This window comes from Streptomyces clavifer (assembly GCF_036345975.1).
Lineage (GTDB): Bacteria > Actinomycetota > Actinomycetes > Streptomycetales > Streptomycetaceae > Streptomyces > Streptomyces clavifer.
The window spans coordinates 2,078,352-2,099,057 of the sequence record NZ_CP107793.1 but is presented as its reverse complement, the minus strand read 5'-3'; the positions used below and the strand labels follow the sequence as shown (position 1 = coordinate 2,099,057).

The following is a 20,706-nucleotide window of genomic DNA, read 5'->3' as shown; positions in this document are numbered from 1 at the left end:
TCCGCGGTCCGAGGTGTCCGCCTGCCGGGAGCCGCTTGTGCCCCCGCGCCGATCACGAAAGGCTGAGACCGGACACCGCACCCACCCCGCCTCCAGGAGCGCTTGATGCCGCAGATCACCGTCGACTACTCCGCCGAGCTCGACGACAGCTTCGACCGCCGTGGCTTCGCCCTCGCCCTGCACCCCCTGGTCGCCACGACCGTCACCACGAAGATCCCCAACTGCAAGACGAGGTTCCGACGGGTCGACGAGTCCGTCGTCGGGGACGCCCCGGCGGGCGACGCGATCGTGCACGTCTCGATCGCCCTGCTGGCCGGCCGTACCCCGCAGGTCAAGGAGCAGCTGACCGAGTCCGTCCTGGAGCTGCTGGCCGCGCATCTGAAGCCCGTCGACAGCCTCGCCGTCCACACCTCGGCCGAGACCAGGGACCTCGACCCGTCCTACCGCAAGCGGTAGGACGCCGCGTCACGGCCGCCGCTGCGCCGGGACGGCCGGGGCGGCGGGCGTCAGGACGGAGAGCCGCGCCAGCAGTTCGCCGAACGGGCCGTCCGCCGGCTCCTGCGCGAAGACCCGCAGCATGGTGCCGGCCACCTCCTGGCTGTACGCGGCGCTCACCGCGGCCAGCGCGGCGAAGTCGTGGACCAGCTGCAGCTCCAGCTCGGCACGCGGGATGCTGCGCCGCCCCTCCAGCCAGAGCTGGGCCGTCGACTCGGCCAGTGACACCCAGGACCGGACGACGAGCTCCAGCCGGGCGGGCGGTGACGCGACCCCGAGATGCGCGACGATCTGCTCGTACGCGGTCCGGCGCACCCCGTCGATCAGGGCGTTGGCCGTGGACGAGCCGCCTGCCGGACCGCCCCGCAGCAGCGCCGTGAAACCGGGGCCGTGCTCCTCGACGAAGTCGAAGAACCGGCCCATCACCCGCAGCAGCCGCGCCCCCAGGGGCCCTTCGTGCGCCTCCAGGAATCGGCCGGCCAGGTCGTCGGCGGCCCGGCCCAGAGCCGCTTCGTACAGACTCTGCTTCCCCGGGAAGTAGTGGTAGACGAGCGGACGCGAGATACCGGCCGCGTTCGCGATCTCGTCGATCGACACGTCGTCGGGCGAACGGTGGCTGAACAACTCCAGCGCGACGCCGATCAACTGCTGCCTGCGCTCGTCGACGCCCATCCTGCGCCGCACACCGGTCGTCATGTCCTCAGCCTAACGGGAGCGGACCGCGGACCGTCCGGCCGTCCGGTCAGCGCAGTGCCCCGACCCGGCTGCCGTCCGCCAGCAGCCCGCCGAGCCGCGCCCGGTCGCCCGCCCGGGCCCGCACCGCCAGCAACCGCCCCTGGGCGCGCCCCTCGACGCCGCCCGTCGCCGAGAGGGAGGCGAACTGCCGGGAGCCCGCCGCGAGTACGTACCACCGGCCGCCGTCGGACTTCCACAGGACACCCGCCAGCACCCGCGGCCGGTGTATCCCGCAGTCGGGCGAGCCCTCGGCGCGGGCCGCGACCGCGCCCGGGGCACCGGCGCCGCCCGACAGCTCGGGCGGCGCCTGGAACTGGGCCAGCACCCTGCTCCCCGTGCCCCGCCACGTCTCCGCCCGGGTGCAGAGCCACAGCGCGTCCCCGGCGCCCTCGGGCAGCGGCTGCTTGGCGTACGGCCAGGAGTTCACCGACCGGACCCCGTGGGAGCGCACCGCCGGCAGCAGGCACGCGGTGCGTGCCCAGCTCTCCCGGTCGGCCCGCCCCGCCACCTCGTGCGGGGCGGACGGCGCACCCGAGGTGAGGTGGGCGGGCGCCAGCTCGCCGAGGTCCGTCATCAGCCGTCCCGCCGTGCCGTCCCGCACCTCCAGGGCCTGCCAGGAGCGGCAGTCCCCGCCGGCCCCGGGGCCGGCCAGCGCGTCCGTCACCCCGTGCCGGTCGCGGCGCAGGGGCCGGGCCGGGTCGCGGGGCGCGAGCAGGTCCCGCACCAGGACCTCGCGCGCCCACGGCGCGGTCAGGTAGCGGATCCGGCCCTTCCGGCGCTGCACGACCAGGGCACTCGCCGCGACCGCGTCCGCGCCGTCCACCCGGGCGAAGTCGAGTGCGGCGCCACCGGCCGGATCGGCGTTGCGCGGCTCGGCGTAGCGCACGACGCGCAGCCCGTCGTGGAACAGCACCACCACGGCCGTACCCGACTCGCCCGCGTACAGCAGCTGCGGCGGCCCCATCGGCGGGCCGACGGGCGTGCCGGGCGTCGCCGACGAGGTCACCCCCGGGCCGGGGCGCGCCCATGCGGTGAGCGCCCGGCCCAGCAGCCGGCTGTCCTCGGTCCGGTCGCCGCGTGTGGGCCAGGCACTGAAGTCGGTACGGTCCGCACTCCGCCAGAAGCCCGCGGGCACCCGGCGCAGCGCGGCCGGGTCCAGGGCCTTTTCGGCGGCGGGGTTGCGGGAGTAGGGCGGCGCCGCCGCGGTGCCGGGCCCGCCCAGGCCGTCCCCCGGCACCAGCAGCAGCGTCCCGCACACGAGCAGGGCCCCGAGCCCGGCGAGTACGGTCCGCCCGCGCCGACCGCGGCGCAGCAGGTCGGCGGGCCGGGCCTGCAGCGAGCAGGGATCGAACTCCGGTGAGGCCAGCAGGGCGTGCGGTGCGGTGAGCCCGTCGGCCTCCCGCAGCGCCGCCTCCGGGTCCGTGACGCCGGCCGCTCCGAGGACCCGGCCCACTTCGTCGTCCGCGAGCCCTTCCAGACCGCGCAGCACGTGGGCGGCCCGGCAGGGGCCCGACACCTCCGACAGGGCCTGCTCCAGGGCCAGCTCCTCCGCCCCGCAGGACTGCGGGAAGAGCCGCAGTCCCCACACGTGGGGGAGCAGGGGCGGCAGCTGCACCCGCCGCGGCCGGGCGAACCGCCACAGGGGGAGCCCGGCCTCCAGCGCGGAACGCACCACCCGCAGCCGTACGTACGCGTAGGCGCACCCCGGATCCGCCGGTGCCGGGAGCGCGGGCCCGGGCTCCGTGGTGTGTCCGCGGGGCAGGGACCGCTGGGCGAGCCAGTGGGCCGTCAGCACACGGCGGTTGCGGCCGAGCGAGGGGGGCAGGACGAGGTATCCGATCCGCACCAGACGCGCGTAGTGCTCGGTGACGGCGGCCTCGGCCCGCTCCGCGTCGGCCTGCTCCGCAGGAGGGCGGCCGGCGGACGACGGTACTGCTCGCAGTGGGGGCACGTTCAGCAGAACGAGGGAATGGTGCGATGGTCACTCCGGCACGCCCCCGGGCGCACGCCTCCATGAGGCGACCCGTCCGTCGCACGCTGCTGACCCCTCCTCCCCAATCCGTGGTTTCGCCGCGCAGGGAGGGGCCCACGGGGCACGATGGCCGCATGGTGAAGCAGCTGGAGTGGCGACGAGGAAACGGCCCCCGGGCCGCCGCGGCCGTACTGGCGGGGCTGGCCCTGCTCACCGGATGCGGCGGGGGAGCGGACGGCGACGACAGGCCCGCCGTGCCGCCGACCGCGACCGCGACCGGAACCCTGGAACAACTGGCGTCGAAGACGGACTGCGAGCCCAATCTGCAGACCGACGCCGAGGAGATCCGGCAGGCCAACTGCCGGACCGTGGACGGGCGTTACGTCCTGGCCACCTTCGCCACCGACCGCGGCCAGCGCGAGTGGCTCAACGAGGCCAACGACTACGGCGGCTCGTACCTGGTCGGCCGGAAGTGGGTCGCGGTCGGCGACGCGAAGGTGGTCGCGGCACTGCGCGGCCGGCTCGGGGGGACGGTGGAGACCGCCTCGCCCCACCACTCGGGGGACAGTGGCGGTGGGGGGAGCGAGGACGGGCACTCCGGTCACCACAAGAGCTGACCGCGCAGGTGCGGGGGGTGGGCGTCAGGGCCGCGTCAGCGGCACTTGCGCCCACCGTTGACGCAGCTCACCACCTTCTTCATCAACCGGTCGTCGAAGACGTTGATGAAGTCGCCGTGATCGGTCACGGGCTTGTGCAGCTGCTCCGGGAAGGAGTCGACGGCGAAGCCGGGGCCCGGCGGGACGTCGTACACGATGCGCTGCACCAGCTGCGGAATGGCCCTGAAGCCGTTCGGGCAGCGTCCGTCGTCCTGGGCGAAGGCCACATGGGTGCGGTGGTTCGCACTGTCCGTGTTCCGGCCGTCCCAGCAGCTCTGGAAGGCGAAGGACCGCACCACCTGGCTGCCTTCCGGACAGATCGGGTACTTGTCCTTCAGCTGCCTGTTCTCGAATCCGGTGCAGCTCCAGGACGCGTTGGCGTTGGCGTCCCCATTGGTGAACGCCTTGGCGTCCCCGGTGATGATCCGCAGGAAGCGCGGCATGGCCGTCACCTTCCCGGCCGGTGAGCCGACGAATTTCAGCGTGACCTGGGAGGGGGTCTGGATCTCTCCGGTGTTCTGGTCCTTGCCGCCACCGTCGGCGTCCACGTCGTCCTCGTCCTGTCCGTTCTGCAGACGCAGCACGGGCCAGTAGTAGGTGGATCTGTCGCCCTGATTCCGGCAGGTCGTCTCACCGCCGGCCAGATCGTCATCACTGGAGAATGCGTCGGTGGCCTGATTACCGATGTAATCGTGCATATGGTGAGCGCCGTTGCTCACACCGGGTGCGGCGATGACATTGTCAGGATTGAATTTGCCGTTCTCGTTACGCCCGCAGTCGGTGGAGAACGTACCGCGAGAGGCGCCGCGGCGATTGCGTGGGCGGTCGACATTGGGCTGGACCGACTGGATGTCGACGAAGTCCGAGGCGTCGGGGCCGTTGCCCTGCTGCCCCTGGTCGTCTCCGCCGCCCTGGTCGGCGCCCTCGTCCTGGCCGCCGTCCTGGCCCTGGTCGGCCTCCTCCCCCGGGTTCTGGGCGCCGCCCGGGTCTCCGCCCTGCTCTCCGCCTTGTTCGCCGCCCTGACCACTGCCGTCACCGTCATCCGCGCGCAGGCTGCACGGAGCGAGTCCGTCCAGGTTCTGCGGCCGCTCGACCGCATTGCGTTCGATGGCGATACCGATCCGGTCGAGACTCGCCGCCCGCTTGTTCTTCAAGGGGCCGAGCACGGCGTTCTCGGCGAGGTTCGGATCGCGGGCGATCTGCTCCTTCCGGTCGGCGAACTGCCGGTAGGCATCCGTGATCTGGGTATCCATGGCCGCCAGTTCGCGGTCGACCTCGGGGCGTGCCCGGTCGGGCACATCAGGGAGGGCGATTCCCGCGTCGGGGCAGTCGATGGTGGACATCTGGCGACCCGCGTTCCAGGACCGTTCGGGAGGTGCACCGGACGATCCTTCTCCCGCGCTTGCGTAGACATTGACCGCGACCAGCCCACCTCCGCCCAGAATCAACGCGGCCGAGGCGACGATCGCCCGGTTGGCCAGTGTCGAACGTTTCTTACGCGATGTGCGTCCCATGGAACTCCTCTGCTTCGAGGGAGAAGCGTGACGTCCCATACGGGCGGGGCACCCGGCCCGTTCAGGACGGTGGGGAATTCGTGGGAACCTCCAGGGCCAAAACGGCCCGAACACCCGGAACGGCCCCTGCGGCATTCTCCGCCGGCCGGATCAGCCCCGGTCCAGATAGGCCAGGACGGCCAGCACCCGGCGGTTGTCGTCGTCCGAAGGCGGCAGATCCAGCTTTCCGAAGATGTTCGAGGTGTGCTTCGCCACCGCGCGCTCCGTGATCACCAGCTGCGAGGCGATCGCCACGTTCGAACGGCCCTGCGCCACCAGCTCCATGACCTCGCGCTCCCGGGGGGTGAGGCCGCCCATCGGCTTGTCCTGGGCCCGCCGCGACAGCAACTGCGAGATCACCTGCGGATCCATCGCCGTACCGCCCGCCGCCACCCGGCGCACCGCGTCGATGAACTGGTCCGCGTCGAACACCCGGTCCTTCAGCAGGTAGCCGATCCCGCCGTCGCCGTCGGCCAGCAACTCCCGTGCGTACAGCTGCTCCACGTGCTGCGACAGCACGAGCACCGGCAGCCCCGGCCGGCTGCGCCGGGCCGCCAGGGCGCACTGCAGGCCCTCGTCCGTGTGGGACGGCGGGAGCCGGACGTCGACCACGGCGACGTCCGGCTCCAGCTCGGCCAGGGCCCGGGTCAGCTCGGGACCGGTCTCCACCGCCGCCGCGATCTCGAAGTCGTAGGCCTCGAGCATGCGTACGAGACCGTCGCGGAGCAGGAAGAGGTCTTCGGCTAGGACAACGCGCAAGGGATCTCCATGGTCACCATGGTGGGACCGCCCGCAGGACTGCTGACGGCCAGTACGCCGTCGAATGTACCCAGTCGGCGTTCGATTCCGCTCAGTCCCGAGCCGGCCCCGACCGCCGCACCGCCCCTGCCGTTGTCCGTGACGGAGATCCGCAGCATGCCCTCGGCATGGTGCACGTCCACCCAGACGCGGTCGGCGTCCGCGTGCTTCACCACGTTCGTCAGGGTCTCACTGACGGCGAAGTACGCGGCCGACTCGACGGGCGCCCCGGCCCGGCCCGTGAGTTCGACGCCCACCTCGGACTCCACGGGCATCCGCATCGCCAGCGCCCTCACCGCGTCCCCGAGCCCACGTTCCGCGAGGACCGGAGGGTGGATGCCCCGGACGAGGTCCCGCAGCTCGGTGAGTGCTTCGGCGGAAGAGGCGCGGGCCGCGGCCAGCAGCTTCTTCGCCTGCGCGGGGTCCTTCTCCACGAGCGCCTCGATCGTGCCGAGGCTCATGCCCATGGCGACCAGCCGGGCCTGCGCCCCGTCGTGCAGGTCCCGCTCGATGCGGCGCAGTTCGGAGGCGGCCGTGTCGACCGCCTCGTGCCGGGTCTCGGTCAGCCGGTCGATGCGCTGCGCCAGCTCCTGCTGCGGGGCGGGAGCCAGCGCCGACCTGGCGAGCACGAAGTGCAGCCGCAGCAGCGGCCGGCTCGCCCACAGACCGACGTGGAAGATCGCGATGCCGAGCGCCGCGGCGGCCAGCCCCGTCCACTGGTCGCCGACCGGCACGAATCCGTACCAGTACGTGCTGTCCTCGAACACCCGCCACAGGCCCGCCGCCAGGACCAGCCCCTCCACCGGGTAGGCCAGCAGCCCGAAGGACAGGGTCAGCAGCACGTAGCCGGCTGTCATGTCGGTCAGCAGCCACCGCAGGTCCCGCCAGGTCGCCGGGTCCTTCAGCATCAGCGTGGTGCGCTCCACCTGCCCGGTGAAGCCGGTGCGCAGGTCCTGCGGGAAGTGCCGGTAGGGGACCGGGATGCGGACGTCCGACCAGGTCGCCGCGAGCAGCCGGCGCTGGTTGGCGTGCGCGCGCACCGCTTCCAGGACCCACGGGGTGGTGACCAGGCCCACGCCCAGCAGGACGAAGGCGATGGAGGTCACCGCCAGCACGAACAGGGTGACCGAACCCACGATGCTCGCGAACGACAGGACGAACGCACGTCCGGCGGCCAGCAGCGCCGACCGTACCCGGCTCTCTTTCCCAGTCATGGGCGTCTCCCCCTCGCCGGACCCCCGTCGGGTCCCGTTCCGGGAACAGTGTCGCCCGACGCTCGCGGGCACCGTCAGCCGTTCGGCCACCCGGTCATGGTGCACCTGGCACCACCCCCCGGTCCCGCCCTGCGCCCTCCCGGAGAGGGGGCCCCGGCGGCTGGGGCGGCCCGCCCCCTCCTCCTAGGTTCGAAGGTGCCTCGTCCGAGGCGATTCCGAGACATCTCCCAGGGGGCGAAACCGCATGAAGGGCAACCTCGCGGCACGTATCGGTGTGTGGAGCGCACACCATCGCAGGACGGCCGTTCTCGGCTGGTTGCTCTTCGTCGTCCTCGCCACGGGCGTCGGCGGGGCCTCCGGCATGGTCGAGATGACCGAGTCGGAGAACGGCGCAGGCGACTCCGCGCGTGCCGAGCAGATCCTCGACGAGGCCGGACTCGCCCACCCCGCGGGCGAGCTGGTCATGGTGTCCGCGGCCCGGCCGGACGGCTGGCGCACCGCGGCCGGCGAGCTCGCCGCCGCCCTGAACCGCACCGGAGAGGTGACGGACATCGCGGATCCGGTCACGTCGAAGGACGGCAGGGAGGCGCTGATCACCTTCGCGATGAAGGGGGACGCGGCGACCTCCGCCGACCGGGTGCAGCCGGTGCTGGACGCGGTCTCCGGGGTCCGGGAGGCCCGGACGGACGTCGAGATCGACCAGTTCGGTGAGGCCAGCGCGGGCAAGTGGCTCGGCGATCTGCTCTCCGAGGACTTCAGGAAGGCCGAATTCACCGCCGTTCCCCTCGCGCTGGGCATCCTGCTGGTCGCCTTCGGCGCCGTGGTGGCGGCCCTGCTCCCCGTCGGGCTCGCACTGACCGCGTGCATGGCCGCCTTCGGGCTGCTGTCGCTCGCCAGCCACCAACTGCACCTCTTCCAGACCACGTACTCCGTGATGTTCCTGATGGGCTTCGCCGTCGGCGTCGACTACTGCCTCTTCTACCTGCGGCGCGAACGCGACGAGCGGGCGGCAGGACGCGACGCCGAGACGGCCCTGCGCATCGCGGCGGCCACCAGCGGCCGGGCCGTGCTCGTCTCCGGGCTCACCGTGATGGTGGCGATGGCCGGCATGTTCCTGTCCGGGCTGCTGCTGTTCAAGGGCTTCGCGCTCGCCACGATCATCGTCGTGTTCATCGCGATGCTGGGCTCCGTGACCGTGCTGCCCGCCCTGCTCTCCTGGCTCGGCGACCGCATCGACGCGGGCCGCGTACCGCTCCTGAACCGACGCGGCAAGCGGGGCACGAGGGCGAGCGGCGGCATCGCGGGCACCGTCCTCGGGCCCGTGCTGGCCGCCCCGAAGCTCTTCGCCGTCGGTTCCGTCGTCCTGCTGCTCGCCCTGGCCGCGCCCGCGCTGGGCATGAAGACCGAACAGCTCGGCCTGGAGAAGCAGTTCGGCTCGGACTCACCGCTCGCGACCGCCCACCGGAACATCTCCGAGAGCTTCCCGGGCGGCCCCGCCCCGGCCCTCGTCGTGGTCCGTGCCGACGACATCGGCGCCCCCGGCATCCGTACCGCCCTCGGCACCTTCGACCAGGTCACCGTCCACGCGGAACGGAACATCGCGGAGATCGAGGTCCCGCTGCCCCGCGGCGAGGACGACCTGGCCGAACTGCGCGACCGGCGGGTGCCGGACGCCTTCGGAGGGACGGGTGCCCAGGCCTACGTCACCGGCGAGGTGGCCTCGTCCTCGGACTTCAACGACCAGCTGAAGCGCGGCATCGTCCCGGTCTTCGCCTTCGTCACCGGGGTGACCTTCCTGCTGATGCTGTTCTGCTTCCGCTCGTACGTCATCGCGGTGACGTCCGTCCTGCTCAACCTGCTCTCCGTCGCCGCCGCGTACGGGGTGATGACCGCCGTCTTCCAGCACGGCCTGGGAGCCGGGCTGATCGGCTCGGAGGGCGTCGGAGCGATCGAGTCCTGGATGCCGCTGTTCGTCCTCGTGGTGCTGTTCGGCCTGTCGATGGACTACCACGTGTTCGTGGTCTCCCGGATCCGGGAGGCCCGGGACAGCGGACTGGACACCCGGTCGGCGATCGATACGGGCATCCGGCGCACCGCGGGAGCGGTGACGGGCGCCGCGGCGATCATGGTGGCCGTCTTCTCGGTCTTCGGGACCCTGTCCATGCAGGACATGCAGCAGATGGGCGTCGGCCTCGCCGTCGCGGTGCTGCTGGACGCCACGGTCGTACGGATGGTCCTGCTGCCCTCGGTCATGTCGCTGCTGGGCGAACGGAACTGGAGGGTGCCGCGCATGCTCTCCCGGCTGCCGAGCCTGGAGCACGGCGAGCACAGCGAGCACGGCGGGACGGAGGGGACCGGTACGGAACCGGTGCCGGCCGGATCGCGCGGCTGAGCCCGCGCCCCGCGCGAGGTGCGGGACGGTGAACGGAGTGAGGCCCCGGTGTCCGGGGCCTCACTCGTGTCCACGACAGGATCAGGGGGCGTACTTGTAGCCCACCCGCCGGACGGTCTGGATCGAACGGCGGTGCTCCGCCCCCAGCTTGCGGCGCAGCCTGGCGACATGGACGTCGACGGTGCGCCCGTCGCCCACATGTCCGTAACCCCAGACCGTCGTCACCAGCTGATCGCGGGTGTGCACCCGGTGCGGGTGCGCCACCAGGTGCGCCAGCAGCTCGAATTCGAGGTACGTGAGGTCGAGCACGACGCCGTCCACGGCGGCGGTGCGCCGGGTGGAGTCGATCCGCACGGGCCCGCCCGCCGGAGCCTCGGTGACCGGCTCCGGCACGAGCTGCCGGTGCTGGGCGGTGGCCACGGCCCCGGCGAGGGCCGGCTGCTGGTCGGCCGGGACGAGTACCAGGTAGCCGACCATCGGCGGCCGGCCCGGCAGCGCCGGCAAGGTGTGCTGGGGGGCGGGCAGCCAGGTGGCACCCGGCGGCAGGAAGCCGGCCACGTCGGGGAGCTCGGCGACCTCGTCACGGTCGACGGCACGCAGCCGGGGGCGGTTCGGGGACAGGGCGGTGCGGGCGGTGGTGGTGGCCGCAGCGGACACCGTGGACGCCGCGGTGGCGGCGGACGCGGTGGAGAAGGTGCGAGTGTTCGCCATGAGGGTCAGCTCTTTCGCGCGAGAGGTCGTCGAGGGACGTACGTCGTGCGCGCGGGCCGAAGGCCGGGGTGAGGCGGCTTTAGAGGGCCTGCGCGTTCCACGCGCGGCAACACACCCGGTCGAAGTCATGATGCTGACGGGAGGGCCAGAACGGCTCGAGGTCGCTGCGACCCGACGAGGTGTACTGGAAGCTGGCCATGTCCTCCATTGAAGCAGAGATTGCGGCTGTGCATCAGAGCCCTCTCACCCGTCGATACGGTCCCGCCGAGTTACCTTCCTCACCTGCCACTTCCCCCTCCGGGCCCCGCCCGCCAGGCACGGGGCGGTCCCACGGCCCGCCCCGTGCCTGGTCCGCGCGAGGAGGCCCCGCACACAGCGAGGGCGCCCACCGCGGCCGGTGGGCGCCCTCGCTGCACGTGGGGTGCGGATCAGACCTGGTTGGCCTTCTCCAGCGCGGTGCAGCAGGTGTCGACGATCAGCCGCGTGACGACGTACGGGTCGACGTTGGCGTTCGGGCGACGGTCCTCGATGTAGCCCTTCTGGTCCTGCTCGACCTGCCACGGGATGCGGACCGAGGCGCCGCGGTTGGAGACGCCGTAGCTGTACTCGTTCCACGGGGCGGTCTCGTGCAGGCCGGTCAGACGGTCGTCGATGCCCGCGCCGTAGTTCTTGACGTGGTCCATCGGCTTCGAGCCCTCACCGAGCGACTCGGCCGCGGTGATGATCGCCTCGTAGCCCTCGCGCATGGCCTTCGTGGAGAAGTTGGTGTGCGCGCCCGCGCCGTTCCAGTCACCCTTGACCGGCTTCGGGTCCAGCGTCGCGGAGACGTTGAAGTCCTCGGCGGTGCGGTACAGCAGCCAGCGCGCGATCCACAGGTGGTCGGAGACCTCCAGCGGGGAGACCGGTCCGACCTGGAACTCCCACTGGCCGGGCATGACCTCGGCGTTGATGCCGGAGATGGCCAGACCGGCCTGCAGGCAGTTGTCGAGGTGCTTCTCGACGATGTCGCGGCCGAAGATCTCGTCCGCGCCCACACCGCAGTAGTAGCCGCCCTGCGCGGCCGGGAAGCCGCCCTCGGGGAAGCCCAGCGGGCGGTGGCCGTCGAAGAAGGTGTACTCCTGCTCGATGCCGAAGATCGGCTCCTGGCCCGCGAACTGTTCGGCGACCGGGCGCAGCTCGGCGCGGGTGTTGGACTCGTGCGGAGTCATGTCGATGTTGAAGACCTCGCACAGGACGAGGATGTCGTCACCGCCGCGGATCGGGTCCGGACACGCGAAGACCGGCTTCAGCACCCGGTCGGAGGCGTGGCCCTCGGCCTGGTTGGTGCTCGAACCGTCGAAGCCCCAGATGGGCAGATCCGCCACGCCCTGCGAGGGGCTGCCGGCCATGATCTTCGTCTTGGAACGAAGCTTGGCGGTCGGCTCGGTGCCGTCGATCCAGATGTACTCAGCCTTGAACGTCACGGACGCCATCCTTTGCGGGTGCTGCGGTCTATGGTGCGCAGCTTCGCAAGGTGCGATTTCCCGACCGTTGCCCGAATGTGAACCCGGTGTTACCGAGGTTTTCCCGAAGTGCCGGACGGCAGGTCCCCGCGGCCACGGGGCGTCTCACCCTGCGGCGCACTGGATACGGTCCGTGCCCCGGACCCGGCCGGGGCACACTGGCGGCATGACCACACCCGCTGCCTCCGGTCCGGCCGCCTCCCGTACCCCGATACGGATCGGCCTCGTCGGCGCCGGCCCCTGGGCCCGCCTGACCCACGCCCCCGCCCTCGCGGCCCACCCCGACGTCGTCCTGAGCGGGGTCTGGGGCCGCAGGCCCGAGGCCGCGGACGCGCTCGCCGCCGCCCACGGCACCCGGGCGTACACGGGCGAGGCGGGCATCGACGAGCTCCTCGCCGTCAGCGACGCGGTCGCCTTCGCCGTGCCGCCGGACATCCAGGCACCGCTGGCCGCGCGGGCCGCCGCCGCCGGATGCCACCTCCTGATGGACAAGCCGGTCGCGACGACGGTGGCGGGCGCGCGCGAGGTGGCCGAGGCCGCCGAGCGGGCCCAGGTCGCCTCCGTGGTCTTCTGCACGCTCCGGTTCGCGCCCGGGACAGCCGGATGGATCGCCGAACAGGCCGCGTCGGGCGGCTGGTTCACGGCCCGCGCCCAGTGGATCGGGGCGCTGTACGCCCCGGGCACGAGCAACGAGTTCGCCGCCTCGCCCTGGCGCCGCGAGAAGGGGGCGCTGTGGGACGTCGGCCCGCACGCGCTCTCCGTGCTGATCCCGGTGCTGGGCGACGTGACGGAGGTGACGGCGGCCCGCGGCCCGGCCGACGCCACGCATCTGCTGCTCCGGCACACCTCCGGTGCGTCCAGCACGGTGACGCTCGCGCTGGACGCACCGGTGGGCGCGACGGGGACGGAGGTCGAATTCAGGGGCGAGCGGGGGACGAGCCTCCTGCCCGCGGGCTACGACGACGCGCTCGCCGCGTTCCGGGTGGCGCTGGACGCGCTGATCGGCGCGGCGCGCACGGGAGGGGCGCACCCCTGTGACGTGCGCTTCGGGCTGCGGCTCACGGAGGTGCTGGCGCAGGCCGAGGCGGGCCTGGGACCGGTACGGGCCTGAGGACCGCCCGCCGCCGAGTGCCGTCGCCGGCCCGGTACGGACGCGCGACGAGGTCCGCGTGACACGTGGGGCTCCTGTCCGCCCCGGCCGGGCGGGGGACCCCGCGACCGGCCCGGACGCGTGCGTGCCCCCGCGTCCGCGTGGCCGGACGCCTCGTTCCGACGGCCGCGATCCGTGTCATTCCGGGGGCAGTGCCCGGCACAGTGCCTCCAGGGCCGGCGCGTACGCGTGCTCGGCGGGGGTCGCGTACCCCACGACCAGCCCGTCCCTCCCGGCCCCGGCGGCCGGGTGCAGGTACCCGGCGAGCCCTTCGACCGCCAGCCCCTGCCAGGCCGCGGCCCGCACCACCGAACGCTCCGTACCGCGCGGCAGTTCCAGCACGGCGTGCAGCCCCGCCGCGATCCCGGACACCCGGACCTGCGGGGCGCGCCGCTCCAGCGCCGCCACGAGCTGGTCGCGACGGCGCCGGTGGCGCTGCCGCATCCGGCGCACCTGACGGTCGTACGCCCCCGACCCGACGAAGTCCGCGAGGGTCAGCTGCTCCGTGGCGCTCGACCACTGCTCCCGCTCGCCCTTCGCCGCGACGACACCGTCCACCAGCCGCTCGGGCAGCACCATCCAGCCGATCCGCAGCGTGGGCGAGAGACTCTTGCTGACCGAACCCAGCAGCACCACGTGCTCCGGATCGAGCCCCTGCACGGCCCCCACCGGCTGCCGGTCGTAGCGGAACTCCCCGTCGTAGTCGTCCTCCACGACCAGACCGCCCGTCGCCCGCGCCCAGTCGACGACGGCCGCCCGGCGCTCCGGGTGCAGCGGGCCGCCCGTCGGGAACTGGTGCGCGGGGGTGAGCAGCACCGCACGCTCGCCCCGCCCCAACTCCCGCACGAGCGCCCCGTCCCCGTCGACGGTGACCGGCCGGGTCCGGACCCCCCGGGCAGCCAGCAGCTCCCGGTGGTACGGCAGTCCGTACGCCTCCACCGCCCACGGCCCGCCCACCACCTCCGCCAGCAGCCGCAGCGCGTGCGCGGCGCCCGAACAGAGCACGATCCGGTCCGCGGAGGTCCGCACACCCCGCACCCGGGCGAGGTAGCCGGCCAGCGCCTCCCGCAGCTCCGGCCGGCCCTGCGGGTCACCGGGCCCGAACGCGTCGTGCGGGGCCCGCGTCAGCGCCCGCCGGGCCGAGGCCACCCAGGCGCTCCGGGGGAAGGCGGAGGGGTCGGGCTTCCCCTGCACCAGATCGTGGACCGGGCGGGCGGCCCGCTCGGGGGTGCGCCGCCGGTGGGCCCGGGCGAGAGGGACGGCCCGTTCGGCGACCCTGGTCCCCGAGCCCTGCCGGGCGGCCAGCCAGCCCTCGGCGACGAGCTCGGCGTAGGCGTCGGCCACGGTGTTGCGGGCCAGCCCGAGGTCGGCGGCGAGCGAACGGTACGGCGGCAGCCGGGCCCCCGGCGCCAGTCGGCCGCTCCGGACCGCGTCGCGCAGCGCCCGCATCAGGACGGCCCGCCGATTGCCCGTGCCGCTGAGCTCCAACGGCAGGTCACTGCCCAGGACCTCCGCCGAATTGACCCATGAATCCACCACTGGAATGCACCCCGTCACCGGTCACCGAACCTCCTAGATTCGTACCCATGACGACGACAGAGATCAAGCCCGGCACCGGCACGACCCCCACCGCCTCCACCGTCCGGCTCAATTTCGCGCAGGCCGCGCCCAAGGTCTTCCGCGCCGTGGTCGGCCTGGACGCCGCAGCCCGCGAGAGCCTGGACCCGGCCCTCGTGGAGCTGGTCCAGATCCGCTCCTCGCACCTCAACCACTGCGCGTACTGCCTCCACATGCACACCACCGACGCCCGGAAGGCGGGCGAGAGCGAGGAGCGGCTGCACATGGTCGCCGTCTGGCAGGAGGCGGCGCACTTCTTCACGGAGAAGGAACAGGCGGCCCTCGCCCTCACGGACGCGGTCACCCGCGTCGCCGACGCCGGCGTGCCGGACGCCGTGTACGAGCGTGCCGCGGCCCACTTCGACGAGCGGGAGCTGGCCGGACTGCTGGCCCTGATCCTCACGATCAACACCTGGAACCGCATCGCCCTCGCCACGGCCAAGCGCGCCGGCACCGACGGGCGCTGACCCGCCGCCGATGACAGGGGCTCCGGGCCCGCGGCCCGGTGCCCCTCGGCTCACCGCCCGAGAGCGTCCCGCACGGCCTCCTCCGACCGGGCCACCACCGCGGTCCCGTCCTGCGCGGTGATGATCGGCCGCTGGATCAGCTTCGGGTGCTCGGCCAGCGCCGAGATCCACCGCTCGCGCGAACCGGCGTCCTTGGGCCAGTCCTCGAGCCCCAGCTCCCCGGCGTCCGCCTCCCGGGTCCGGGTGATGTCCCAGGGCTCCAGCCCGAGCCGGTCGAGCACGGCCCGGATCTCGTCGGGGGAGGGCACGTCCTCCAGGTAGCGGCGGACCGTGTACTCGGCGCCCTCGGCATCGAGCAGATCCACCGCGCTGCGGCATTTCGAGCAGGCGGGATTGATCCAGATCTCCATGGGGCCAAGGGTACGGGAGGGATCCCCGAAATAGCCTCTGGCCAGGGGCTATTGTCAGTGGGAGGCAGTAAAATGGAGGGAGTTCGTGAGGGTTCCACCACCTGCCAGGAGGTAGCCGATGGCCGTTGCCGCAGCCACGACCGAGCCGCTCCACCCGCCCCTTCGGAAGAAGCCGCTCCCCGCGGGCCGGCCCCGCGAGTGGTACGTCTCGCACAACCGCCGCCTCAAGGCCATGCGCCTGGCGATCGCCCTTCTCGACACGGGCGTCTACCAGCCGTCGAGCGCCGACAACAGCAGGATCCGCGCGGCCGCCGACCGACTCGCCATCCACCCGCCGTCCGACACCACCTGCCGCATGGTCCGCACGCTGATCCGCCACGGCCGCTGACACCCGCCGTCCGTGCCCCCGGGTCGCCCGGGGGCACGGACGCGCCCCGCGATGTCGGAGGGTGGTGCCACACTGCGCGCATGTCACTCACCGACCTGACCTTCGACCACTGGCGCGCCCTGGACCGGGACACCGCCGTGCGGTACGCCGAGGAAGCGGCCCGCCACGTGGACGGCCGTCTCGTCCGGCTGGGCGGCACACCGCACCTCGGAGGCGTGGTGCACCACGCCGTCGTCGAACGTGCGGGTGAGCTCTACGCGCTGATACCCGGGGGCGAGGTGACCGTCGGCTTCGACCCCGACGCCTGGCAGCCGCTGCCCGAACAGCTCGTCTCCTACCGGGAGGAGAGCCTCGGCGGAGGCTTCGGCTTCGACGAGGACCCGCGCGCCCACCTGGCACGCGTGATGTCCCCGCGGCGCACGGTCGCGCTGCCCACCGTGCTGATGGCGGTGGAGGCCGAGCCGCTCCCCGAGCTCCCCGCCCTGGTCCCCGCCCTGCTGGCCGGGCGCGGTCTGCGGGTGCCGGGCCCCGACGCGTGGGAGCACGCCTGCGGCGTCGGCGCCGCGACCCTGTTCCGCTGGGGTGACGACTGCCCGCAGGGCGCCCCGTACGGCACGGAGGGAACGGGCCCGCGGCACGCGCCGAACGCCTTCGGGCTGCACATCGCCTACGACGTCTACGACACCGCCGAGATGACCGCCGACCCCGGTTCCGTATACGGCGGGGACGGCGGCGAGGCGGTCTGCGGGGGCTACGGCACCTTCATGGAGTGGCTGCCACTGGCCACCGCCCACCACAACCCGTCCATGGCGGAGTTCCTCAACGGTCCGGACGGCGAAGACGCGTTCGAGGACTTCAAGGTCCGCCCGGTCATCGATCTGGACTGACCGGCGAACGGAGTGTGACGTGTCACAGACAACGTGACGGCACTATGGGAACTTCAACTCTGTTACTCCTCAGTTGAGTTACCGACGCGCGCGTGGAGAGGGTCGAATGAGCACTCTGCAAGCCATCACGCTCGACCAGGTGGTCGACACCGACCGCTACCCCCTGTCGGACCCCGGAAGCACCGAAGCGCAGGCCGTGGTGGCTCGGGCGCGGCACGAACTCGCCACGGTCGGCTGCACCGTACTGCCGGACTTCGTCCGCCCGTCGCTCCACGAGGTGCTGCGACAGGAATGCGCCACCCTCGCCCCGCAGGCGTACTTCGACGTCGAGACGGTCAACGTCTACAACATCGCCGTGGACGCGGACCTCCCCGAGGACCACCCCGGCCGCCGCCCCCTCCGGCGCGGCAACGCGTTCGTCGCGCGCGACCGCATTCCCGAGGGCGCCCTCATCGCCCGGCTCCACGGGCACCCGGTGTTCCAGCGCTTCGTGGCCGACTGCTTCGGGCTGCCGCGCCTGCACGAGCTCGCCGACCCGCTCTCCGGGCTCGTGCTCAACGTCGTACGCCCGGGGATGGAGCACCCCTGGCACTTCGACACCAACGAGTACACGGTGAGCATGCTCACCCAGCAGGCGGAGGCCGGCGGCGAGTTCGAGTACTGCCCGAACATCAGGTGCGCCGAGGACGAGCGCTTCGACGCCGTCCGCGACGTGCTGGACGGCAGCGCCGGGGGCGAACGGCTGCCCCTCCGGCCGGGCGACCTCCAATTGTTCAAGGGCCGCTACTCCCTGCACCGCGTCAGCCCCGTCGAGGGCGCCGTGGCACGCCACAGCGCGATCTTCGCCTACAGCGAGCGCCCCGGTGTGATCGGGAGCGTGGCACGGACACGGCAGCTCTTCGGCCGCGTCCTGCCCGAACACCTGGCCGCGGAGGGCCGGGCCGTACGGAGCGACCGGCTGCTCGACTGACGGGCGGGCCCGCGCAGACAGCTCCCGCCCCGCACGCCACCGACCGAGGAGTAGGTTCCTTGCGCTTCGACGCGACCGGAAAAGTCTCGCTCGACCACATCTACACCGCGCCCGACCCGCGCACGTACTTCCAGGTGCTCCGCCCCCTCGGCTACTGCGTCCCGCAACAGGCCAAGCCCTACTTCGAGAAGCTCGTCAAGGAGTACCGGGAGTCCGAACAGGTCGAGGTCCCCAAGATCCTGGACATCGGCTGCTCGTACGGGATCAACGCCGCCCTGCTGAAGTACGACGCGACGATGGACGAGCTGTACGCGCGCTACGGCGACGCCGCCCTCCTCACCCGGTCGGAGCTCCTGGCCCGTGACCGGCGTCTCTCCCGCTCCCGCCGCCCCGCGCAGCGCCTGCGCTTCACCGGCCTCGACGCCTCCACCAGCGCCCTGGACTACGCGCGCGAGGCCGGATTCCTCGACGACACGGTCCACGCCGACCTGGAGACGGACGACCCCACACCGGATCAGCGCGCCCGGCTCGCCGGGACGGACCTCGTGATCTCGACGGGCTGCATCGGCTACGTCACCGAGCGGACCCTCACCCGCGTCGTGCACGCCCAGGGCGAACGCCGCCCCTGGATGGCGCACTTCGTGCTGAGGATGTTCCCGTTCGGTCCGGTCGAGGACGCGCTGACCGGACTCGGATACCGCACGGTCCTGGTCGACGACGTCTTCAAGCAGCGCAGGTTCGCCGACCCTCAGGAAAAGGCCCTCGTTCTCGAAAGGATGGCTGCCGCCGGAGTGGATGCGCGGGGCAGGGAGGAGGAAGGCTGGATGTACGCCCAGTTGTACGTCTCCCGCCCGCACTGAGACCCCGCCCGCGAACGCACCCGGCCCGCACCGGGCCCCCTCCACGCCGTCACCCCGCCCGCACCCAGCAACCGAAAGCAGACCCGAATTGAACGTCAGCCAGGAAGCAGCGGTCAGCGCCACCTTCGCCCGGGAGGCCGGCCTGCCACGCGTGCCGCTGCCCACGCTCGAAGCGAGCTGCGAGCGGTTCCTCGCCTGGTGCGCACCGCTGCTCACCGCCGAGGAACGGGCCGAGACCGAGGCCGAGGTCGCGGCCTTCCTCCGGCCCGGCGGCCCCGGCCGCGTCCTGCACGCGGCGCTGGAGGAGTACGACGCCACCGAGGGCGTGCACAGCTGGCTCGACACCTTCTGGCCGTACCGCTACCTCGGCCGCCGCGACCGGATCGCACTCAACGCCAACTTCTTCTTCCTCTTCCAGGACACCGGCCAGGACCAGCTCGACCGGGCGGCCGGACTGGTCGCCGGGGCGCTCAACTACAAGCGACAGCTCGACGAGGGGCTCATCGCTCCGGTGGAGCAGCGCGGAGTGCCCCAGTCGATGGTGCAGAACGCCTACCTGTTCTCCACCACGCGTATCCCCGGCGTCCCGCTGGACACCGTCCGCGCCCCGTACAGCGACCGTGCGCCCGGCCCGTCCACGGCCCGGCACATCGTGGTGTTCTTCCGGGGCAGCATGTTCCGGCTGGACGTGCTCGGCGAGGACGGCACCCCGCACAGCCTCGACGAGATCGAGGCCGGGCTGCAGGCCGTGACCAAGGCCGACGTGCACACGGACGCGGCCGACCGGGTCGGCCACCTCACCACCATGGCCCGCGCGGAGTGGGCCGCGGCCAGGGACGCCCTCATCGCCCGCGGCCCCCGCAACGCGGGGACGCTGGACGACATCGAGACCGCGCTCTTCTGCGTCTGCCTGGAGGACCTCGTACCCGAGGACACCAAGGCCACCTGCGACGAGCTGCTGTACGGGGACCGGGGCAACCGCTGGTTCGACAAGGCGGTCTCCTTCGTCGTCTATGCCGACGGCCGGGCAGGCATCAACGTCGAGCACTGCGAGCTGGACGGGACCACCATCCTCAGCTTCACCGACGCGCTGCTCGGCACGGCGCCCGAGGAGCACGCCCGTCAGTCCGGCGCCCGCTCGCAGGGCCGGCCGGTCCCGCGGCCCCTGACGTTCGAGCTGGACGACACCCTGCGGGCCCGGGTACGGTCCGCCGCCGAGGCCTTCGCCGCGTACGGTGCGGCCACCGCCACCAGCACGGTCTCCTTCGGGGACTTCGGCAGCACCGCGGCCAAGGCCCTCGGGGTGTCCCCGGACGCGTTCGTCCAGGCCGCCTACCAGCTGGCCCACCAGCGGGCCAAGGGCCACCTCGGAGCCACGTACGAGTCGATCGCGACCCGCCAGTACCGGTACGGCCGCACCGAGGCGATGCGCGTCGTCACCCCTGAGATGCCGGCCTTCGTGGCGGCGATGGACGACCCCGCCGCCGACCGCGACACCCGCCGCGCCGCCTTCCGTGCCGCGGCGACCGCCCATGTGACCCGCGCGAAGGAGTGCCAGGCCGGGGACGCGCCCGAACAGCACCTCTGGGAGCTGGAGCTCATCCAGCGCCGCCGGGGCGGCGAGCTCGGGATCACCGAACAGCCCGCCCTGTACCGCTCTCCGGGCTGGCTCACCATGCGGGACGACTACCTGAGCACGAGCTCGGCACCCTCGGAGAACATCCAGTACTTCGGCTTCGGGTCCACGAGCAGCAAGTGCATCGGCATCGCCTACGTCCTGCTGCCCGACCGCTTCAACCTCTACCTGAGCACCCCGCTGCCGGTGGCCGGCCAGATGCACGCCTTCGCGGACCGCCTCAGCGAGGCCGTCGCGGAACTGCGCGAACTACTGGCGGGCTGACACGACGGGCGGGCCCCGCGCGATCCGAC

Annotated in this window: 19 protein-coding genes; 10 read left to right on the top strand and 9 right to left on the bottom strand. The window is 72.7% G+C overall.

The features are described from left to right. The first annotated feature begins 105 nt into the window (after positions 1 to 105). Positions 106 to 456 (top strand): 5-carboxymethyl-2-hydroxymuconate Delta-isomerase, encoded by a 351-nt coding sequence (locus OG927_RS08985; protein WP_330319951.1) that lies wholly within the window; start codon positions 106 to 108, stop codon positions 454 to 456. 9 nt (positions 457 to 465) lie between these two features. Here OG927_RS08985 and OG927_RS08980 read toward each other — a convergent pair whose 3' ends face one another. After that, positions 466 to 1,191 carry a TetR/AcrR family transcriptional regulator gene (locus OG927_RS08980; RefSeq protein ID WP_124282579.1) on the bottom strand — a complete coding sequence of 242 codons (726 nt, stop codon included), beginning with the start codon at positions 1,189 to 1,191 and terminating at the stop codon, positions 466 to 468. 46 nt (positions 1,192 to 1,237) lie between these two features. Next, positions 1,238 to 3,181, bottom strand: coding sequence for a hypothetical protein (locus OG927_RS08975; RefSeq protein ID WP_124282580.1), 1,944 nt, complete (start codon positions 3,179 to 3,181; stop codon positions 1,238 to 1,240). A 155-nt stretch (positions 3,182 to 3,336) separates the two neighbouring features. On the opposite strand from OG927_RS08975, the gene OG927_RS08970 reads away from it, so the two are divergent. Further along, positions 3,337 to 3,819, top strand: coding sequence for a hypothetical protein (locus OG927_RS08970; RefSeq protein ID WP_330319950.1), 483 nt, complete (start codon positions 3,337 to 3,339; stop codon positions 3,817 to 3,819). Positions 3,820 to 3,854: 35 nt separating this feature from the next. Here OG927_RS08970 and OG927_RS08965 read toward each other — a convergent pair whose 3' ends face one another. From OG927_RS08965 to OG927_RS08955, 3 genes are all read right to left on the bottom strand, one after another. Next, the gene (locus OG927_RS08965; RefSeq protein WP_330319949.1) at positions 3,855 to 5,372 is read right to left on the bottom strand and encodes a DUF1996 domain-containing protein; all 1,518 of its coding nucleotides are present in this window, start codon (positions 5,370 to 5,372) and stop codon (positions 3,855 to 3,857) included. A gap of 150 nt (positions 5,373 to 5,522) precedes the next feature. Further along, positions 5,523 to 6,170, bottom strand: coding sequence for a LuxR C-terminal-related transcriptional regulator (locus tag OG927_RS08960; RefSeq protein ID WP_056784450.1), 648 nt, complete (start codon positions 6,168 to 6,170; stop codon positions 5,523 to 5,525). Beyond that, positions 6,155 to 7,423, bottom strand: coding sequence for a sensor histidine kinase (locus tag OG927_RS08955; RefSeq protein WP_056784446.1), 1,269 nt, complete (start codon positions 7,421 to 7,423; stop codon positions 6,155 to 6,157). The genes OG927_RS08960 and OG927_RS08955 overlap by 16 nt, the downstream gene beginning before the upstream one ends. A 244-nt stretch (positions 7,424 to 7,667) precedes the next feature. Between OG927_RS08955 and OG927_RS08950 the strand changes: the two genes are divergently transcribed. Continuing rightward, the gene (locus OG927_RS08950; RefSeq protein ID WP_330319948.1) at positions 7,668 to 9,815 is read left to right on the top strand and encodes an MMPL family transporter; all 2,148 of its coding nucleotides are present in this window, start codon (positions 7,668 to 7,670) and stop codon (positions 9,813 to 9,815) included. A gap of 81 nt (positions 9,816 to 9,896) precedes the next feature. On the opposite strand, the gene OG927_RS08945 is transcribed toward OG927_RS08950, so the two are convergent. Further along, positions 9,897 to 10,526: a winged helix-turn-helix domain-containing protein gene (locus OG927_RS08945; RefSeq protein ID WP_056784438.1), complete on the bottom strand. Its 630-nt coding sequence runs from the start codon at positions 10,524 to 10,526 to the stop codon at positions 9,897 to 9,899. 428 nt (positions 10,527 to 10,954) lie between these two features. Further along, complete coding sequence (glnII, locus tag OG927_RS08940; protein WP_330319947.1) at positions 10,955 to 11,989, bottom strand: glutamine synthetase; 1,035 nt, start codon at positions 11,987 to 11,989, stop codon at positions 10,955 to 10,957. Between the two features lie 205 nt (positions 11,990 to 12,194). Between glnII and OG927_RS08935 the strand changes: the two genes are divergently transcribed. Next, positions 12,195 to 13,139 carry a Gfo/Idh/MocA family protein gene (locus tag OG927_RS08935; protein WP_330319946.1) on the top strand — a complete coding sequence of 315 codons (945 nt, stop codon included), beginning with the start codon at positions 12,195 to 12,197 and terminating at the stop codon, positions 13,137 to 13,139. 177 nt (positions 13,140 to 13,316) lie between these two features. Here OG927_RS08935 and pdxR read toward each other — a convergent pair whose 3' ends face one another. Further along, positions 13,317 to 14,714 carry a MocR-like pyridoxine biosynthesis transcription factor PdxR gene (pdxR, locus tag OG927_RS08930; RefSeq protein ID WP_056785905.1) on the bottom strand — a complete coding sequence of 466 codons (1,398 nt, stop codon included), beginning with the start codon at positions 14,712 to 14,714 and terminating at the stop codon, positions 13,317 to 13,319. Positions 14,715 to 14,764: 50 nt separating this feature from the next. Between pdxR and OG927_RS08925 the strand changes: the two genes are divergently transcribed. Continuing rightward, positions 14,765 to 15,262, top strand: coding sequence for a carboxymuconolactone decarboxylase family protein (locus OG927_RS08925; RefSeq protein WP_056784429.1), 498 nt, complete (start codon positions 14,765 to 14,767; stop codon positions 15,260 to 15,262). 50 nt (positions 15,263 to 15,312) lie between these two features. Here OG927_RS08925 and OG927_RS08920 read toward each other — a convergent pair whose 3' ends face one another. Further along, entirely contained in the window at positions 15,313 to 15,672 is a 360-nt protein-coding gene (locus OG927_RS08920; protein ID WP_056784427.1) for an arsenate reductase family protein, read from the bottom strand. Positions 15,673 to 15,790: 118 nt separating this feature from the next. Between OG927_RS08920 and OG927_RS08915 the strand changes: the two genes are divergently transcribed. From OG927_RS08915 to OG927_RS08895, 5 genes are all read left to right on the top strand, one after another. Further along, positions 15,791 to 16,060, top strand: a complete 270-nt coding sequence (locus tag OG927_RS08915; RefSeq protein WP_056784424.1) for a hypothetical protein — start codon at positions 15,791 to 15,793, stop codon at positions 16,058 to 16,060. 80 nt (positions 16,061 to 16,140) lie between these two features. Then, the gene (locus OG927_RS08910; RefSeq protein WP_330319945.1) at positions 16,141 to 16,947 is read left to right on the top strand and encodes a hypothetical protein; all 807 of its coding nucleotides are present in this window, start codon (positions 16,141 to 16,143) and stop codon (positions 16,945 to 16,947) included. A gap of 106 nt (positions 16,948 to 17,053) precedes the next feature. Beyond that, the gene (locus OG927_RS08905) at positions 17,054 to 17,917 is read left to right on the top strand and encodes a HalD/BesD family halogenase (protein ID WP_209470664.1); all 864 of its coding nucleotides are present in this window, start codon (positions 17,054 to 17,056) and stop codon (positions 17,915 to 17,917) included. A gap of 59 nt (positions 17,918 to 17,976) precedes the next feature. Beyond that, positions 17,977 to 18,777 carry a class I SAM-dependent methyltransferase gene (locus tag OG927_RS08900; protein WP_330319944.1) on the top strand — a complete coding sequence of 267 codons (801 nt, stop codon included), beginning with the start codon at positions 17,977 to 17,979 and terminating at the stop codon, positions 18,775 to 18,777. An 88-nt stretch (positions 18,778 to 18,865) separates the two neighbouring features. Further along, positions 18,866 to 20,677, top strand: a complete 1,812-nt coding sequence (locus OG927_RS08895) for a choline/carnitine O-acyltransferase (protein ID WP_330319943.1) — start codon at positions 18,866 to 18,868, stop codon at positions 20,675 to 20,677. The last annotated feature ends 29 nt before the right edge of the window (positions 20,678 to 20,706 follow it).

Excerpts from the sequence above, each read along its gene's own strand:
- OG927_RS08985 (WP_330319951.1), top strand. The coding sequence starts at position 106 with ATGCCGCAGATCACCGTCGACTACTCCGCCGAGCTCGACGACAGCTTC.
- OG927_RS08980 (WP_124282579.1), bottom strand. The coding sequence starts at position 1,191 with ATGACGACCGGTGTGCGGCGCAGGATGGGCGTCGACGAGCGCAGGCAG.
- OG927_RS08970 (WP_330319950.1), top strand. The coding sequence starts at position 3,337 with ATGGTGAAGCAGCTGGAGTGGCGACGAGGAAACGGCCCCCGGGCCGCC.
- OG927_RS08965 (WP_330319949.1), bottom strand. The coding sequence starts at position 5,372 with ATGGGACGCACATCGCGTAAGAAACGTTCGACACTGGCCAACCGGGCG.
- OG927_RS08955 (WP_056784446.1), bottom strand. The coding sequence starts at position 7,423 with ATGACTGGGAAAGAGAGCCGGGTACGGTCGGCGCTGCTGGCCGCCGGA.
- OG927_RS08950 (WP_330319948.1), top strand. The coding sequence starts at position 7,668 with ATGAAGGGCAACCTCGCGGCACGTATCGGTGTGTGGAGCGCACACCAT.
- OG927_RS08945 (WP_056784438.1), bottom strand. The coding sequence starts at position 10,526 with ATGGCGAACACTCGCACCTTCTCCACCGCGTCCGCCGCCACCGCGGCG.
- OG927_RS08935 (WP_330319946.1), top strand. The coding sequence starts at position 12,195 with ATGACCACACCCGCTGCCTCCGGTCCGGCCGCCTCCCGTACCCCGATA.
- OG927_RS08925 (WP_056784429.1), top strand. The coding sequence starts at position 14,765 with ATGACGACGACAGAGATCAAGCCCGGCACCGGCACGACCCCCACCGCC.
- OG927_RS08920 (WP_056784427.1), bottom strand. The coding sequence starts at position 15,672 with ATGGAGATCTGGATCAATCCCGCCTGCTCGAAATGCCGCAGCGCGGTG.
- OG927_RS08915 (WP_056784424.1), top strand. The coding sequence starts at position 15,791 with ATGGCCGTTGCCGCAGCCACGACCGAGCCGCTCCACCCGCCCCTTCGG.
- OG927_RS08910 (WP_330319945.1), top strand. The coding sequence starts at position 16,141 with ATGTCACTCACCGACCTGACCTTCGACCACTGGCGCGCCCTGGACCGG.
- OG927_RS08905 (WP_209470664.1), top strand. The coding sequence starts at position 17,054 with ATGAGCACTCTGCAAGCCATCACGCTCGACCAGGTGGTCGACACCGAC.